The 13,100-nt window shown below is 74.1% G+C and carries 11 protein-coding genes; 2 read left to right on the forward strand and 9 right to left on the reverse strand.

The window, feature by feature from the left end; genetic code table 11:
* Positions 1 to 27: 27 nt before the first annotated feature.
* A complete protein-coding gene (locus tag BGM09_RS04025) occupies positions 28 to 1,632 on the reverse strand; it encodes a sensor histidine kinase (RefSeq protein ID WP_223186282.1) in 1,605 nt (534 codons plus the stop codon).
* Positions 1,629 to 2,348 (reverse strand): response regulator transcription factor, encoded by a 720-nt coding sequence (locus BGM09_RS04030; protein ID WP_188279988.1) that lies wholly within the window; start codon positions 2,346 to 2,348, stop codon positions 1,629 to 1,631. The genes BGM09_RS04025 and BGM09_RS04030 overlap by 4 nt, the downstream gene beginning before the upstream one ends.
* Positions 2,349 to 2,510: 162 nt before the next feature.
* Between BGM09_RS04030 and BGM09_RS04035 the strand changes: the two genes are divergently transcribed.
* On the forward strand, positions 2,511 to 3,386 hold the full coding sequence (locus BGM09_RS04035; protein WP_188279989.1) for a DUF3152 domain-containing protein: 876 nt from the start codon (positions 2,511 to 2,513) through the stop codon (positions 3,384 to 3,386).
* 22 nt (positions 3,387 to 3,408) lie between these two features.
* Here the strand turns inward: BGM09_RS04035 and BGM09_RS04040 are convergent, their stop codons facing one another.
* Positions 3,409 to 4,608: an Ig-like domain-containing protein gene (locus BGM09_RS04040; protein ID WP_188279996.1), complete on the reverse strand. Its 1,200-nt coding sequence runs from the start codon at positions 4,606 to 4,608 to the stop codon at positions 3,409 to 3,411.
* A 440-nt stretch (positions 4,609 to 5,048) separates the two neighbouring features.
* On the opposite strand from BGM09_RS04040, the gene BGM09_RS04045 reads away from it, so the two are divergent.
* A complete protein-coding gene (locus tag BGM09_RS04045; protein ID WP_411158253.1) occupies positions 5,049 to 6,023 on the forward strand; it encodes an ABC transporter permease in 975 nt (324 codons plus the stop codon).
* Positions 6,024 to 6,141: 118 nt separating this feature from the next.
* Here BGM09_RS04045 and BGM09_RS04050 read toward each other — a convergent pair whose 3' ends face one another.
* The 6 genes from BGM09_RS04050 to BGM09_RS04075 form a co-directional block, all read right to left on the reverse strand.
* Positions 6,142 to 6,459: a hypothetical protein gene (locus BGM09_RS04050; protein WP_223186283.1), complete on the reverse strand. Its 318-nt coding sequence runs from the start codon at positions 6,457 to 6,459 to the stop codon at positions 6,142 to 6,144.
* A 49-nt stretch (positions 6,460 to 6,508) separates the two neighbouring features.
* Entirely contained in the window at positions 6,509 to 7,894 is a 1,386-nt protein-coding gene (locus BGM09_RS04055; protein WP_188279991.1) for a protoporphyrinogen/coproporphyrinogen oxidase, read from the reverse strand.
* Positions 7,885 to 9,516 carry an AMP-binding protein gene (locus BGM09_RS04060; protein ID WP_188279992.1) on the reverse strand — a complete coding sequence of 544 codons (1,632 nt, stop codon included), beginning with the start codon at positions 9,514 to 9,516 and terminating at the stop codon, positions 7,885 to 7,887. The genes BGM09_RS04055 and BGM09_RS04060 overlap by 10 nt, the downstream gene beginning before the upstream one ends.
* Complete coding sequence (locus BGM09_RS04065) at positions 9,513 to 10,556, reverse strand: UbiA family prenyltransferase (protein WP_188279993.1); 1,044 nt, start codon at positions 10,554 to 10,556, stop codon at positions 9,513 to 9,515. The genes BGM09_RS04060 and BGM09_RS04065 overlap by 4 nt, the downstream gene beginning before the upstream one ends.
* A 43-nt stretch (positions 10,557 to 10,599) precedes the next feature.
* Positions 10,600 to 12,309: a class I adenylate-forming enzyme family protein gene (locus tag BGM09_RS04070; RefSeq protein ID WP_188279994.1), complete on the reverse strand. Its 1,710-nt coding sequence runs from the start codon at positions 12,307 to 12,309 to the stop codon at positions 10,600 to 10,602.
* Positions 12,306 to 13,100: CoA transferase (locus BGM09_RS04075; protein WP_188279995.1), on the reverse strand; the 795-nt coding region annotated here is incomplete at its 5' end. The genes BGM09_RS04070 and BGM09_RS04075, both read right to left, overlap by 4 nt.

Consider the following 13,100-nt stretch of genomic DNA (forward strand, 5'->3'; position numbering starts at 1 on the left):
GACAGGCCAGTAGACCGGCGGCGCGCCTCATCGGACGTCCCCGGCGCCGAAGGCGGCGGAATCAGCGGAATCGGCGCGGACCCCAGCGGTGCGGACCCCGGCGTCGGCGGGCCGGACCCCAGCGGCACGGTCCCCGGCGCCGGCGGGGCCCGCGGCCGAGTCGCGGCGCAGCGGCAGTTCGACGGTGAGGACGGAGCCGCCGCCCCCGGCGTTGCGGGCGGTGATCCGGCCGCCGTGCAGCCGTACGTTCTCGGCCGTGATGGCCAGGCCGAGGCCGCTGCTCTCGCTGCGGCTGCGCGAGGTGTCCGCCTTGTAGAAGCGCTCGAAGATGTGCGGCAGGGCCGCCTCCGGGATGCCGGGACCGGCGTCCCGTACCTCGATCACCGCCCACGCTCCCCCGGCGGACCGCCCGCCGACCGCGCTCAGCGAGAGCACCACCGGCGGCGCGCCGTGCCGCAGCGCGTTGCCGACGAGGTTGGCCACCACCACGTCCAGGCGGCGCGGGTCGACGCGGGCGCGCAGGGCGCCGGGCGCGGGCAGCCGGGTGTCGATCTCCTCCAGCCAGCCGCGCGAGGCGAGGGTGCGGCGCACCGACTCGGCCAGGTCGATCTCGTCCAGGTTGAGCCGCGCGGCGCCCGCGTCGAAGCGCGACACCTCCATCAGGTCCTCCACGAGCCGGGCGAGCCGTACCGTCTCCTCGCTGATCAGGCCGACCGCGGTGGCCGTCTCGGGGTCGAGGCGGCCCGCGCCCTCGTCCAGCACGTCGGTGACCGAGGACATCGCGGCCAGCGGTGTGCGCAGTTCGTGCGAGACGTCGGCGACGAAGCGCCGGGCCTGCGCCTCCAGCCGCCGCAGTTCGGTCACCGAGCGCTCCAGGGCGGCGGCCGTGTCGTTGAAGGACCGGGAGAGGTCGGCGAGTTCGTCGGAGCCGTTGACGGCCAGCCGCACGTCGAGGTGGCCCTCCGCCATCCGCCGGGTCGCGCGGCGCAGGGCGCGTACCGGGCGCAGCACGCCGCGCGCGGCGAAGAGCGCCAGGACGACCGCGAGGACCACGGCCCACAGCGCGGCGTCCTTGATGGCGGTGATCATGGCCTGGACGTACGCCTGCTCGGTGTCCTGCGGCACCACCAGGTACATGACGAGGCCGGAGAGCGTCAGCGACTGGTTCTCGCCGGCGCGGTACGCGACCGGCAGGCCGACGACGAGGACCGGACCGTTGTCCGTGCTCACCCGCTGGAAGACCGCGGCGGGCTGGGTGCGTACCGACGCGAGGAGTTCGGGGGTCAGCCGCTCGAAGGCGTTCTGCGGCGCGGATCCGGCGCGGCGCTCCCCGTACGTGGCCAGGACCTGCCAGCGCTGCGACTGGTGGGCCCGCGCGACCTGGGCGACCAGCGAGTCCATCGCCGCCTGGTCGGGCTCCGCGGGGATCCCGGGAGCCAGCGCGTCGACGCTGTCGCGGAACTGCCGGATGACCGCGTCCTGGCTCTGCTGGAGCACGCCGGTCCGCGCCTCCCTGAAGGCGAGGGCCCCGGTGCTCAGCGCGCTGACGACCGCGACCAGCACGAAGGCGACCACCAGCCGGGTACGCAAGCCCCGCAGCGCGAGGAGGACCCTGGAGACGGCGGACCTCATGGGGTCGGCTGGAGCGGCCGCGCGTACGGCGCGCGGAAGCGGTAGCCGAAGCCCCGTACGGTCTCGATGTAGCCGGAGCCGGTGCCGGGTCCGCCGCCGAGCTTGCCGCGCAGCCGCTTCACGCAGGCGTCGACCAGCCGGATGTCGCCGTGGTAGCTGTGCTCCCAGACCGCTTCCAGGAGCTGCTGGCGGCTGAGGACCTGTCCCGGCGAGGCCGACAGGGTCAGCAGCAGCCGCAGTTCCGAGGGGGCCAGCGGTACGGGTTCGCCGTGCAGGGACACCCGCAGCCCGGCGCGGTCGATGGACAGGTCGCCGTGCGACTCCTGCCGGGGCCGGGTGCCGTCGGCGCCGGGTGCGGCGATCCGGCGCAGCACCGCGCGTATGCGGGCTTCGAGGACGCGGGCCTGTACCGGCTTGACCACGTAGTCGTCCGCTCCGGCCTCCAGGCCGACCACCACGTCCACGTCGTCGCCGCGCGCGGTCACGATGATGATCGGGACCTGGTCGTGCTCGCGTATGCGACGGCAGACGTCGAGCCCGGCGATGCCGGGGAGCATGAGGTCGAGCACGACGACGTCGGGCCGGAAGGGGCGCAGGTGGCTCAGGCCCTCCTCACCGGTCGCGGCGGCGAGGACGTCGTGTCCCTGGTGGCGCAGGGCCAGCTGCACGCCCTTGCGGACCGCGGGGTCGTCTTCGACGAGCAGAACGCGGGGCATGCGGGTCAGTATGCGTGAGGTCCGGGCGGGGAGGGCCGCGTAAAGGGCTTGGCCGGGCAGCTGTTACGAAGGGGTCACACAGCGGCCGTCCGCCGCCGTGGTTACGCTTTCGTGATCTTCTGGGCCAAGGGCCATCACACGCGGACCGCAGTGTGAACAGCCATGCACCGGGAGAAGAAACGGAAATCGGCGGGGCCGGCGGGGGGTGACGCCGCCCGGACGCGGCGGTCACTGGGTACCGTACGGCGGCGCAGGCGACGGCGGACGACGTACGCGCTCGGCACGCTGACGGCGGTCGGGGTGGCCGGGGCGCTGCTGGTCGCCGCGCACGGCGGGAACGGAGGGGCCGCGGCAGACGGAGAATCGGCGGGCGCGGCGCCCGCCGCCACCGAACCGGCGGGGACGCCGTCCGAGCGTTCGCTGTCACCCGCCGAGCGGGCGCCCGCGTCCGTGCCGTCGTCCGCGCCCCCGCCCGGCGCCGGCGGCAACGGCGTCTTCGACACCGCCCAGGCGTCGGGGGAATCGGTCGGCACCGGCACGCTGCGCCGCTACAAGGTGCAGGTCGAGCAGGGCACGGGCGTCAGAGCCGCCGACGCGGCGCGCGAGATCGAGAGCATCCTCGGCGACCGGCGGAGCTGGACCGCCGACGGCCACGACGCCTTCCGGCTCGTCTCCGGCGGCCCGTACGACTTCGAGGTGAAGATCGCGAGCCCGGACACCGTGGACCGGATCTGCGGGGCGGCCGGGCTGCACACCCGCGGCGAGGTCAACTGCGACGTCGGCGACCAGGTGGTGGTGAACCTCAAGCGCTGGCGGACCGGTTCGCCGCAGTTCCCCGGGCCGCTCCACGAGTACCGCGCCCTGATCATCAACCACGAGGTGGGCCACCGCATCGGGCACGGCCACGAGGGGTGTCCGGGTGCCGGACGTCCCGCGCCCGCGATGATGCAGCAGATCGACGGACTGCACGGCTGCGTGGCGAACGCGTGGCCGTACGACACGCACGGCACGTATCTGGCGGGACCGCCGGTGCCCTGATTCAGGGACGCTGCTCCGAAGGTCAGTTGGCCACCCAGGTGGTCCAGGACATGTTCCAGCCGTTGATGCCGTTGCTCGGGTCGATGACCTTGTCGGGCGAGTGCACGACCTCGACGATGTCGCCGATCAGCGAGTGGCTGTAGAACCAGGCGGCCGGGGTGTTCGGGTCGCCGCCGCCCTTCACGTCGTGCAGACCCACGCAGCCGTGGCTGGTGTTCTCGTGCCCGAACACCGACACCGGGCGCCAGTAGTTGCCGTGCGCGAAGGTCCCCGAGTCGGACAGCCGCATGCCGTGCGGCACGTCCTTGATGTGGTACGAGTTGCCGAGGCCCACGGTGCGGGAGTCCATGTCCACCACCGGGTCCTTCTCCTCGATCACCATCTTGCCGTTGTACGTGGTGTGCTGGGGGTCACCGAGGCTCGCCGGGTATGTCTTGTACAGCTTCCCGTCCCGGTAGATCTTCAGCGTCTTCGCGGTGTTGTCGGCCACCGAGGTCTGCGAGCGGCCGATGGTGAAACTCACGTCCTTCGACTGCTGGCCGTAGACACCGGGCGACATCTGCACACCGTTGAGGTTCATGTGCAGCGTGACCTTGGTGCCGGGCGCCCAGTACTGCTCCGGCCGGAAGTCGATCCGCTGGTTGCCGAACCAGTGGCCCTCGACGGGCACCTGCGGGTCCGCCGTGACGGTGATCCCCTTGTGCGTCGCGGCCTGGTCGGCGACCGGCTTGTTGAAGCGGATCGACACCTCCATGCCCACGCCGTACGTCGAGCCCGGATCCACGTTGAACACGCCGTAGTTGACGGCCTGCGGCTTCAGCGTGGTGAACGACGTCCGCTGTACGGTGCTGCGCCCGGCCGAGTCCACCGCCTCCGCGTTCACGGTGTACTTGGTCGCGGTGTGCAGAATCCCGGACGGCTTCCAACTGGTGCCGTCCGCCGATATCGCGCCGTCGACCGGCCGGTGGTCGGCGGCGTCGGTCACCGCGATCTTCACCAACTTGCCCTTGGCGGCGGTGATGTTGAGCGCCCCCGTGGTGTCCACCCCGGTCGCGCCGTCCTTGGGCGCGATGCTCAGCGCCACCTGCGAGGCGGGCGTCGTCGTGGCACCGCCCGAGGCCGAACCCTTGCCGTCCTGCTTTCCCTTGTCGGTCGACGCTCCCGCGCTCCCGCTACAGGCAGTCGCCCCCAGCAGGACGGCGCCGAGCGCCAGCGCCAACATCCCCTTCGCCACCCGCCGTTTACGCGAGCCCTGAGCGGCGGTGTCAGCCGCCGTTGCCGTGATCAATCGAGTCTCCCCATCTCGCCGGTCGCACTAGTAGGAGAGTACGACCGCCCCAGCGGTTGCAGATGCCGCATGACTGATACCCAACCCTTACCGCCGCAATGGCCTCGGGACCTGGGCTGGCCGAAGGCTCGGCTTGGCTCGGCGGCTGAGCCGAACGGGTTGCCGGGACGGGCGCCATGGGCGCGCCCCGGCGACGGACGCCGACGCGGAGCCGAGGATTTGACGACTTCGGCCGGGCTCGTGGCCCCGGCGCACCAGAAGGGCGGACGGCGTTGACGGGCACGGGGAGCAGTCGGGTCGTACTCGACAGGCCGGGCAGGCACGGCATCGTGGAGGAGCTGCGGGACGCGATCACCTTCAGGGCCGTCCTGGTCATGCTGGGCGTGCTCCTGCTGCAACTGGGCTTCGCGCTGTCCTACATGGGCGCCTTCCACTCGCCCAAGCCCCACCGGGTGCCGATCGTCGTGGTCGCGCCGCGGGCCGCGGCGCAGGACGCGGTCGCCCGGCTCAACGCCCTTCCCGGTGAGCCGGTGCACGCCGTCGCGGTCGCCGACCGCGCCGAGGCCAGGGCCAGGCTGCTGGACCGGCGCACCGACGCCGCCGTCGTCGTCAACCCGCGCGGGACGACGGACACCGTTCTGGTCGCGTCCGCGGGCGGCCCCTCCGCCTCGGACGCGGCGACCCAGGTCGTGCGGCTGGCGGGGCAGGCGCAGCACCGTCAGGTCGTCGTACGCGACATCCGTCCGCCGGTGAAGGGCGACTCGCGCGGCCTGTCGTCCTTCTACCTCGTCCTGAGCTGGACGATCGGCGGCTATCTGGCCGCGTCCGCGCTGAACATGGCGGCCGGGTCGGCGCGCCCCACCCTGCGCCGCGTCCTGGTGCGGCTGACCGCGATGCTGCCCTACGCCTTCGTCTCCGGCATCGGCGGCGCGGTCATCGTCGGTCCCGTTCTGCACTGCCTGCCCGGCGCCTTCTGGGACCTGGTCGGCATCGGCACCCTGATCGTGTTCGCCTCGGGCGCGGTCGGCGTCGCCCTCCAGTCGGTGGCGGGCACCATCGGCCTCGGACTGACCATCCTGATCTTCACCGTCCTGGGCAATCCCAGCTCCGGCGGGGTCTATCCGGCCGCACTCCTGCCGCCCTTCTGGCGGGCCATCGGCCAGATCCTGCCGCCGGGCGCCGGGACGACCGTCGTACGCAACACCGTCTACTTCGACGGGCACGACATCACCAGGTCCCTGTGGATCCTGGGCGCCTGGGCCTTCGGCGGCATCGTCGTGTCGGTGCTGTCGGCCGCCCTGCGCGACCGTCGCCGCCCCACCCCCATGCCCCTCCCGGCCACGGTCTGACCCGCGGCGCCGGCTCGCCCGGCGGTTCCCCGGCATCCGCGAGCGGGCCGACCGCCCCGCCGTACCACCGCCCTCGCCCCGACGGCGGCGGTACGGCGGGCGCTCACGGCGACCGGGGTCAGGCGGAGAAGCTGCCGACTCCGGTCACGTGGGTGCCGTAACCGGGCGGAAGGACGCCGACGCCGGTGGTGGGGAGGGTCGCCGGAACCGTGCAGAAGGGGTCGGCGAAGACCCTGACCGGCTGGTCGGTGAGGTTGTCCAGCACGTGGGCCAGCGACGGGAGCCGCTGACAGCCGGTGGGGTCCTGGTAGACCTTGAGCGGCTGGCCTTCGACGGAGAAGACGACGACCTGGCCGGTGGCGGCCTGGGCGGGTGTGACCCCGAGACCGATGACGGCCGCGGCGGCCATCGCGATCATGGTGGTGCTTCGACGCATGACGGATACCTCCATTGAACGTGTTAGCGGGTGGGACATGCGCGCCGAATCAGGCGGGTCGGCCGGTCGGTGCCGGGCTCACCGCGCGCTTCGGACGACAGGGGTGGGCCGTACGCGCGGCGACGCGGCGCGCGGCCAGTTCCGCCGAACGGACCGCGCCCTCGCTGCTGGGCCGCAGGAGAGTCCAGTCACCGACGTAGTCGACGGGCCCCGCGGGCCGGGCGGCGAAGGCCGCGCGCAAGCCCAGCGCGGCGGGGGTTGCTTCGGGCAGGCCGTACCGGAAGCGGTGCACGAGCGTGCGGGTGGTGGCCTCGCCGAGTCCCGGCAGAAAGCGTTCGGCCTCGGCGACGAGCGTACGGGTGACCTCGGCGTCGTCCGCGTCCAGCAGTCGGGGGCCGATCGCGGGCGAGGCGAAGAGGCTGACCATCCCGCGGCCGGGCGGGACGCGGCCCTCGGCCTTGAGGTGGTCAAGGAGCAGCCCGCCGCAGATACGACTCTCGGTCGCGGGAACGGACAGGGCGTAGCTGGGGGCGCGGGTGGGGCTCGGCAGCGGACGGTCGAGGAGGCAGACGGCCTTGAGCATGGGGGTGAAGGAACAGGCCGCCAGATAGGCGCGTTCGTCGGGCGGCGGGTCGGCGTACAGGGACAGCGCGACCGGTGCCGGTACGGCGATCAGGATCTGACGCGCCGTCACAGCCGTGCCGTCGGCGAGGTGCAGGCGTGCCTCGTCCGCGCCGACGCGCTCAACGGCCCTGACGGAGGTGCCGAGTTGTACGGGGACCTGCTCGGCCAGGGCGCGCGGGAGGGTGTCCATGCCGGTGGTGTAGGTGGTCCAGCGGGCTCCGGCGCCGCCGACCGCGAGCAGCGTGGCGAGCATGGGGGCCGCGGCGGAGCGTTCCGAGTGCCAGCCGAAGCAGTGGCCCGACAGCGGCTGGAGCAGGCGGTCGTGCAGGTCGGGGTGGTAGGCGCGAGCGTACTCGGCGAGAGTGGCCGTGCCGGGCGGCGCGAGTTCGGGCCGGTCGGCGTCGAAGTCCTCGCGTCGGCGCAGCAGTCGGGCGGTGAAGCGCAGCCAGTCCAGCCGTCCACGCCAGGACATGCCCGCGCCGGTGAGCAACCCCGCCGGGTGGCCGAGCCGGGCGTGGGCGCGGCCCTCGTGCCAGAGGGCGAAGCCGGCCCGCACCGGGGTGAGGTGTTCCGGCGGCACGGCGAGTTCGCCGATGAGGCGCCAGGTGGCCTGGTAGCCGCGGGTGGCGATGGTCTCCGCTCCCTCGTCGACGAGGCAGCCGTCGACGAGGGAGCTGGCCATGCGTCCGCCGACGCGCGGGGCGGCCTCGAAGACCCGCACGGACCGGCCCGCCCGTTGCAGCCGGTAGGCGGCGGCGAGACCGCCGATTCCACCGCCGACCACCGCGACGTCGAGGTCCGTCACGTCCATCTCCCGGTTCCGTGGGTGGCGGTGCCGGCCAGATAGCGGTCGCGCAGCTCATGGCGGCGGACCTTGCCGGTGGCGGTGCGCGGGACGGCGTCCCAGTCCACCGTGAGGGGTTCGGCGAGTGCGGGCAGGTCGCGTACGGCGTGCCGCCAACGGGCCGGGTCGATCGGCGCGTTGACGACCAGGACGGTCTGCGGGTCGCGGTCCACGACGCCGAGGACGACGGCCTCCTCGACCTCGGGGAGCCGGTCGTGCAGGACGTCCTCCAGCTCCACGCAGCTCAGCCCCGGGATCATGTCGACCTCCCGGTCCAGCAGGATCAGCGAGCCGCCGCGCGTGCGGACCGCGAGGTCACCGGTGTTGAACCAGGGCCCGTGCGCCTTCTCGTCCCAGCGGTCCTGTTCGCCGAGGTAGCCGAGGCAGCGGGCCTTGGTCCGGGTGAGGACGAGGCCGACCTGTCCGCGCGGCACGGGTCGGAAGGTCCGCGGGTCCACCACCCGCAGGCCCACCCAGCCGGGGACCGGGCGGCCCAGGTCGCGGGTGGTGGGGTGGCGTTCCGCGCGGCGGGCCAGCGCCCCCCGGGTGAGGAAGCGGAAGGTGAGCGGCCCGGTCTCGGTCTGTCCCCAGCCCTGCATCCACAGCGGCCGGGCGCGCCGGCTGGCGTCGAGGAAGGCCCGTACGGTCGGCGGGTGGACGGCGTCGAAGGTGGAGATGTACATGCGCACGTACCGGAAAGGGCTCTCGGGCTCGGCGGCCAGGCGCTGCCAGCGCACATAGGTGGAGGGCAGCGCTTCCAGGACGGTGGGCGGGTGCGCGGCCAGGGTGCGGCGGGCCGCGTCCGGATCGGAGTCGGCGACGATCACCACCTCGCGGGGCTGGTGCCACAGCGCGCTGACGGTCCAGGCGAGCGCGCGGCCGTGGGCGAAGGAGATGGCGCTGGCGACGGTGTCGCCGCCGCGCGCGGTGACCACGGGCCAGCGCCGGGCCTCGAATCCGGCGAGCCGCCGGATCAGTGTCGTGGTGGAGTGGACGACCAGCTTGGGCACGCCGGTGGTTCCCGAGGTGTGGTGCACGGCCAGCGGCTCTCCGTCACCGCGGCGGTGGATCGGGGCGAGCGGCCGTGCGGGCAGGTCGTGGAAGGAGCGGACCGGCTGCCGCGGCCGGGGGTCGTCCGGTACCGAGTCGTGCAGGCTCGCGCTGTCCAGGGTCACCGTGCACGCCGTGTGGCGCGCGAGCTCGACATCGGCCCGCGCGGCCTTGCGCAGCAGGTGCGTCTGGGTGACCAGGACGGCGGGGCGCAGCCGTTCGAGCAGGGTGTCGAGCACCTCGGGGGCGAGGTGGTCGGAGAGCAGCGCGGGGACGGCGCCGATCCGGACGGCGGCGCAGGCGAGCAGGACGTAGTCCCAGTGGTTGCGCTTGACGACGGCCACGTGGTCGCCGGGGCCCGCTCCCGCCGCGGCGAGCCGGGCGGCGGTGTCCCGTACCAGGCCGGCCAGTTGGGGCACCGTCCACCGGGTGCCCTCCTCGGGCGCGAGGTCGAGGGGGCGGCTGAGGTGGACGACGGTCGGCGAGCCGCGGCGGGCGAGCGCGTCGAAGGCGATGCCGGGGTCGAGGGGCTTGGTCACCGGGTCACCGCCAGCAGCAGGTCGGCCGCGATCATCAGCGCGGTGGCGAGCCGGTGCAGCCGGATGCCGAGGGTGCGGGCCCCCAGGACGTCAGCGCGCAGGTTGCCGCGTACCCACTGGCGGGCGCGCAGCACGAGGACGGGTGACATGAGCAGCGGGAACCACCACGGCGCGATCCCGAGGGCGGCGGGGACGACGATCAGCAGTGCCTCCAGCCCGCAGACCCCGGCGATGAAGGCGGAGTTGCCGCGCTCGGAGGCGACGGCGGCCACGGTGAGCCGTCCGACCGCGTGGTCCCCGTCCCGGTCGTTGATGTTGGAGTAGACGCCGAACAGCACGGGGCCGAGCCCGAAGAGCAGCGCCTGCACGACGACGAAGCCGGGTGCGCCGCCGTTCAGCAGGCCGAAGAGCGGCAGCACATAGCCCCAGCCGAGCGCGGCCAGGAAGATCTCCTGGCCGCCGCGGTAGCTGAATTTCAGCCACCAGGAGTACTGGAACCCGAAGAGCGCACAGGCCGCCGTGCCGAGCACCGCCCACAGCGGCCGGGCGGGAGCGGCAAGGACGGCCGCGCCCCAGAACAGCGCGCACAGCGCGACCGACGCCCAGCCGAACCGGATCGCCTGCCGCTCGGTGAGCGTCCCGGCGACCAGCGGTTTACGGGCCAGGCGGCGGGCGGCGGCGTCGGGGCCGTAGTTGGCCGCGTCGCTGCCGTCGCGGTAGCCGGTCACGTCGTCGAAGGCCACCATCCCGGCCACCATGGCCAGTTCGCCCAGGAAGAACAGGACCAGCACGAGCGCGGTGCGTCCCGTGGCCTCGGGCCGGAGACCGGCCCCGGTGACGAGCCCGGCCCCGGTGGCGACGCCGAACGGGACGAGCATCGCGGCGGCCAGCGGGACGCTCAGGTAGTAGTCGAGGATGTCGAGCTTGGCCAGCTTGGCGTAGGCGCGCCGACTGCCGGGCGCGATCGGCGAGGTGTCGACGGCGGGAACGGCGCCGACGGGGGGCCTGGCCGCGGTGTCGAGTACGGGCGCGGGTTCCATGGGCGGGTGCTCCTCCTGCGGTGCGGTGTGGCTCAGGCGCTGCTCAGCGCCGGGGGGCGCGTACCGGGTCTTCTGGTTGGCGGGCGAGGGCCGCGGCGGCGAGGGTGCGGCGGCAGACCTTGCCGGTGGCCCCGAGCGGCAACCGGTCCAGGTGCAGCACGAGTTCGGGCAGCTTGCGCCGGGCCAGACCGCGCTCGCCGGTCAGATACGCGGACAGCTCCGCGACCGTCAGCGGCGCCGTGTCCGGGCGCTGGACCAGGAAGGCGCACAGCCGCTCGCCGAGATCCGGGTCGGGGACGGGTACGCAGGCGGCCTCGGCGACGTGCGGGTGGGTGTCCAGTTCCTCCTCGACCTCGGCGGGGCTGATCGTCCAGCCGCCGCGGATCACGGTCTGCCTGATCCGGTCCAGGACGCGCAGCGAACCGTCGGCGTCGAAGACCCCGAGGTCACCGGTCCTGATCCAGCCGTCGTCGGTGCGGTAGCGCAGGTCGAGGTCGGCGGCGCCCACGTAGGCCAGCGGGCTCATCGGGCCCCGGGCCTGGATCTCGCCGCTGTGCCCCGCGGGCAGCGGCCGGTCGTCCGCGCCGCAGACGCGCAGGTCGGTGACGCGCGGGTCCGGGTGTCCTACGCGGCGGACGTCGCCGTCCGAACCGGTCCAGGTGATACGGCAGTTCACGCCGTCGCTCGACCCGTAGACGTTGGTGACCGGGCGGCCGAAGCGGCGCAGCGCGGCGGCGAGGACGGTGGAGGTGAGCGGGGCGCCGCTGGAGACGACGGCCCGCAGCGAGCCCAGGTCCTCGCCGGGCACGGTGGGGTGGTCGGCGATCCGGCCCAGCATGGTGGGTACGGCGACGACGTGGGTGGGCCGCCAGTCGGTGACGGCGCGCAGGGCGGCGCCGGGGTCGAAGCGGTCCAGCAGGTGGAGGGTCGCGCCGCAGCGGGCGAGGGCGACCAGGCCGAAGGAGCCGAAGGAGGAGGCGAGCGGGACGAGGACGAGCGCGGCCGGGCAGTCCCCGGCGCCGTCACCGGTGCCGGCGCTGGTGCTGGTGCCGGTGCCGCGCAGCACCGCGTCCACGTAAGTGCCGCGTCCGCCGAGCAGCGCGTTGTGGCTGTAGGCGGTCATCTTGGGCGCGGCCTCGGAGCCAGAGGAGACCAGGACGCGCGCCGGGTCCTCGGGGTCCACGACGGCGGGGACGCATCCGTCGGGGTCGCCGTAGAGGAGTTCCCCGACCGTGGTGAGGCGTTCCAGGTACGGGAGGGGTCCGTGCCGGTGGTCCAGTGGCGTGTCGCTCACCAGATAGCGGGCCCGGGACAGTTCCAGCAGGGCGTGACTCTCGCGGGTGCCCTGCCCCGTGGGCCAGGGAAGGGCGACCGCGCCGAGGGCGGCGACGGCGAGGTCGGCGGCCAGCGCGGGCCAGCCGCCGGTCAGCCGGATGCCGACCACATCGCCGGGACCCGCGCCGAGCGCGCCCAGCGCCGACGCCATCGCGCGTACCCGCAGGTCGAGGTCGCGGTAGGTCAGCGCGACGTCCGGGGTACGCACGGCCGTCCGGTCGCCGTGGTCGCGCACATGCTCCGCGAAGGCCGCGTACAGACCCGTGTCGGGACACTCCTCGCGCCGGGCCCAGCGCCGCCGCAGCGGGGCCGGGACGGTGTCGCGCAGCACGAGGCCGTCGCGGGACCGCCAGGTGCGCCCGGCCGCTGCCCGTACGGGAGTTGTCTCGTCGGTCGGCGTCTCCACCGGAGTCGTCATCGGTGGAACTCCCAGGGGTTCGCGGCCAGTATGCACAGGTCGCGGCCGAGCGCGGGCGCGAGACGGGGGTCCGCCGCGAGGTCGGCCAGGTCGGCGCGGTCGGGGACCGTCGCCCGCGCGGGAGCCGAGCGGAACCGCGGCCCGCACAGCAGCCGGGCGGCGGACAGCAGCGAGGAGGTGACGGCCTGTCCGCGCCCGGTCCGCCGGGCCGCGAGCAGTCCCGCGACGGCGCCTTCCGCGCAGATCACGCCGCCCAGCACGTCGGTGAGGGTGAGCAGGGACGGTGTCGGCGGCAGTCCCGGCGGGGTGACCAGGGCGGCGAGGCCCGTCCACGCCTGTACGGGGAAGTCGGTGCCGACGGGAGGCCGGGAGCCGCGCTCGTCGCCCCAGCCGGAGGCGGCGGCGTGCACCAGGCCGGGTCGGTGGGCGGTCAGGGTGTCGGCGTCGAGCCCGGACCGCCGGTCCTTGCCGGGGGCCAGGCTGTGCAGGAACACCTGCGCCCCCGCGACGAGTTCGCGTACCGCGGCGCGGCCGGAGGCGGTGGTGAGATCCGCCTCCACCGTTTCCTTGCCGCCGTTCAGGGCGGTGAAGCGGGCCGAAGTGCCGCCCGCCATGGGCGGCATGCCCCGCATCGGGTCGCCGCCCGGCGGCTCGACGCGGACGACGCGCGCGCCGAGCAGCCGCAGCAGGTGCCCGGCGAGCGGGCCCTGGACACGGCGGCACACCTCGACGACGGTCACCCCGTCCAGCGGCGCACCGGTGCCGGGCGCGGCCTCCGGCGCGGCCGTCGG

It is taken from the genome of Streptomyces sp. CBMA29, assembly GCF_014596445.1.
Taxonomy (GTDB): domain Bacteria; phylum Actinomycetota; class Actinomycetes; order Streptomycetales; family Streptomycetaceae; genus Actinacidiphila.

Bases quoted from the DNA above. Each gene is read 5' to 3' on its own strand.
- BGM09_RS04045 (WP_411158253.1), top strand. From the start codon at position 5,049: ATGCTGGGCGTGCTCCTGCTGCAACTGGGCTTCGCGCTGTCCTACATG.
- BGM09_RS04030 (WP_188279988.1), bottom strand. From the start codon at position 2,348: ATGCCCCGCGTTCTGCTCGTCGAAGACGACCCCGCGGTCCGCAAGGGC.
- BGM09_RS04070 (WP_188279994.1), bottom strand. From the start codon at position 12,309: ATGACGACTCCGGTGGAGACGCCGACCGACGAGACAACTCCCGTACGG.
- BGM09_RS04055 (WP_188279991.1), bottom strand. From the start codon at position 7,894: ATGGACGTGACGGACCTCGACGTCGCGGTGGTCGGCGGTGGAATCGGC.
- BGM09_RS04035 (WP_188279989.1), top strand. From the start codon at position 2,511: ATGCACCGGGAGAAGAAACGGAAATCGGCGGGGCCGGCGGGGGGTGAC.
- BGM09_RS04065 (WP_188279993.1), bottom strand. From the start codon at position 10,556: ATGGAACCCGCGCCCGTACTCGACACCGCGGCCAGGCCCCCCGTCGGC.
- BGM09_RS04025 (WP_223186282.1), bottom strand. From the start codon at position 1,632: ATGAGGTCCGCCGTCTCCAGGGTCCTCCTCGCGCTGCGGGGCTTGCGT.
- BGM09_RS04050 (WP_223186283.1), bottom strand. From the start codon at position 6,459: ATGCGTCGAAGCACCACCATGATCGCGATGGCCGCCGCGGCCGTCATC.
- BGM09_RS04040 (WP_188279996.1), bottom strand. From the start codon at position 4,608: ATGTTGGCGCTGGCGCTCGGCGCCGTCCTGCTGGGGGCGACTGCCTGT.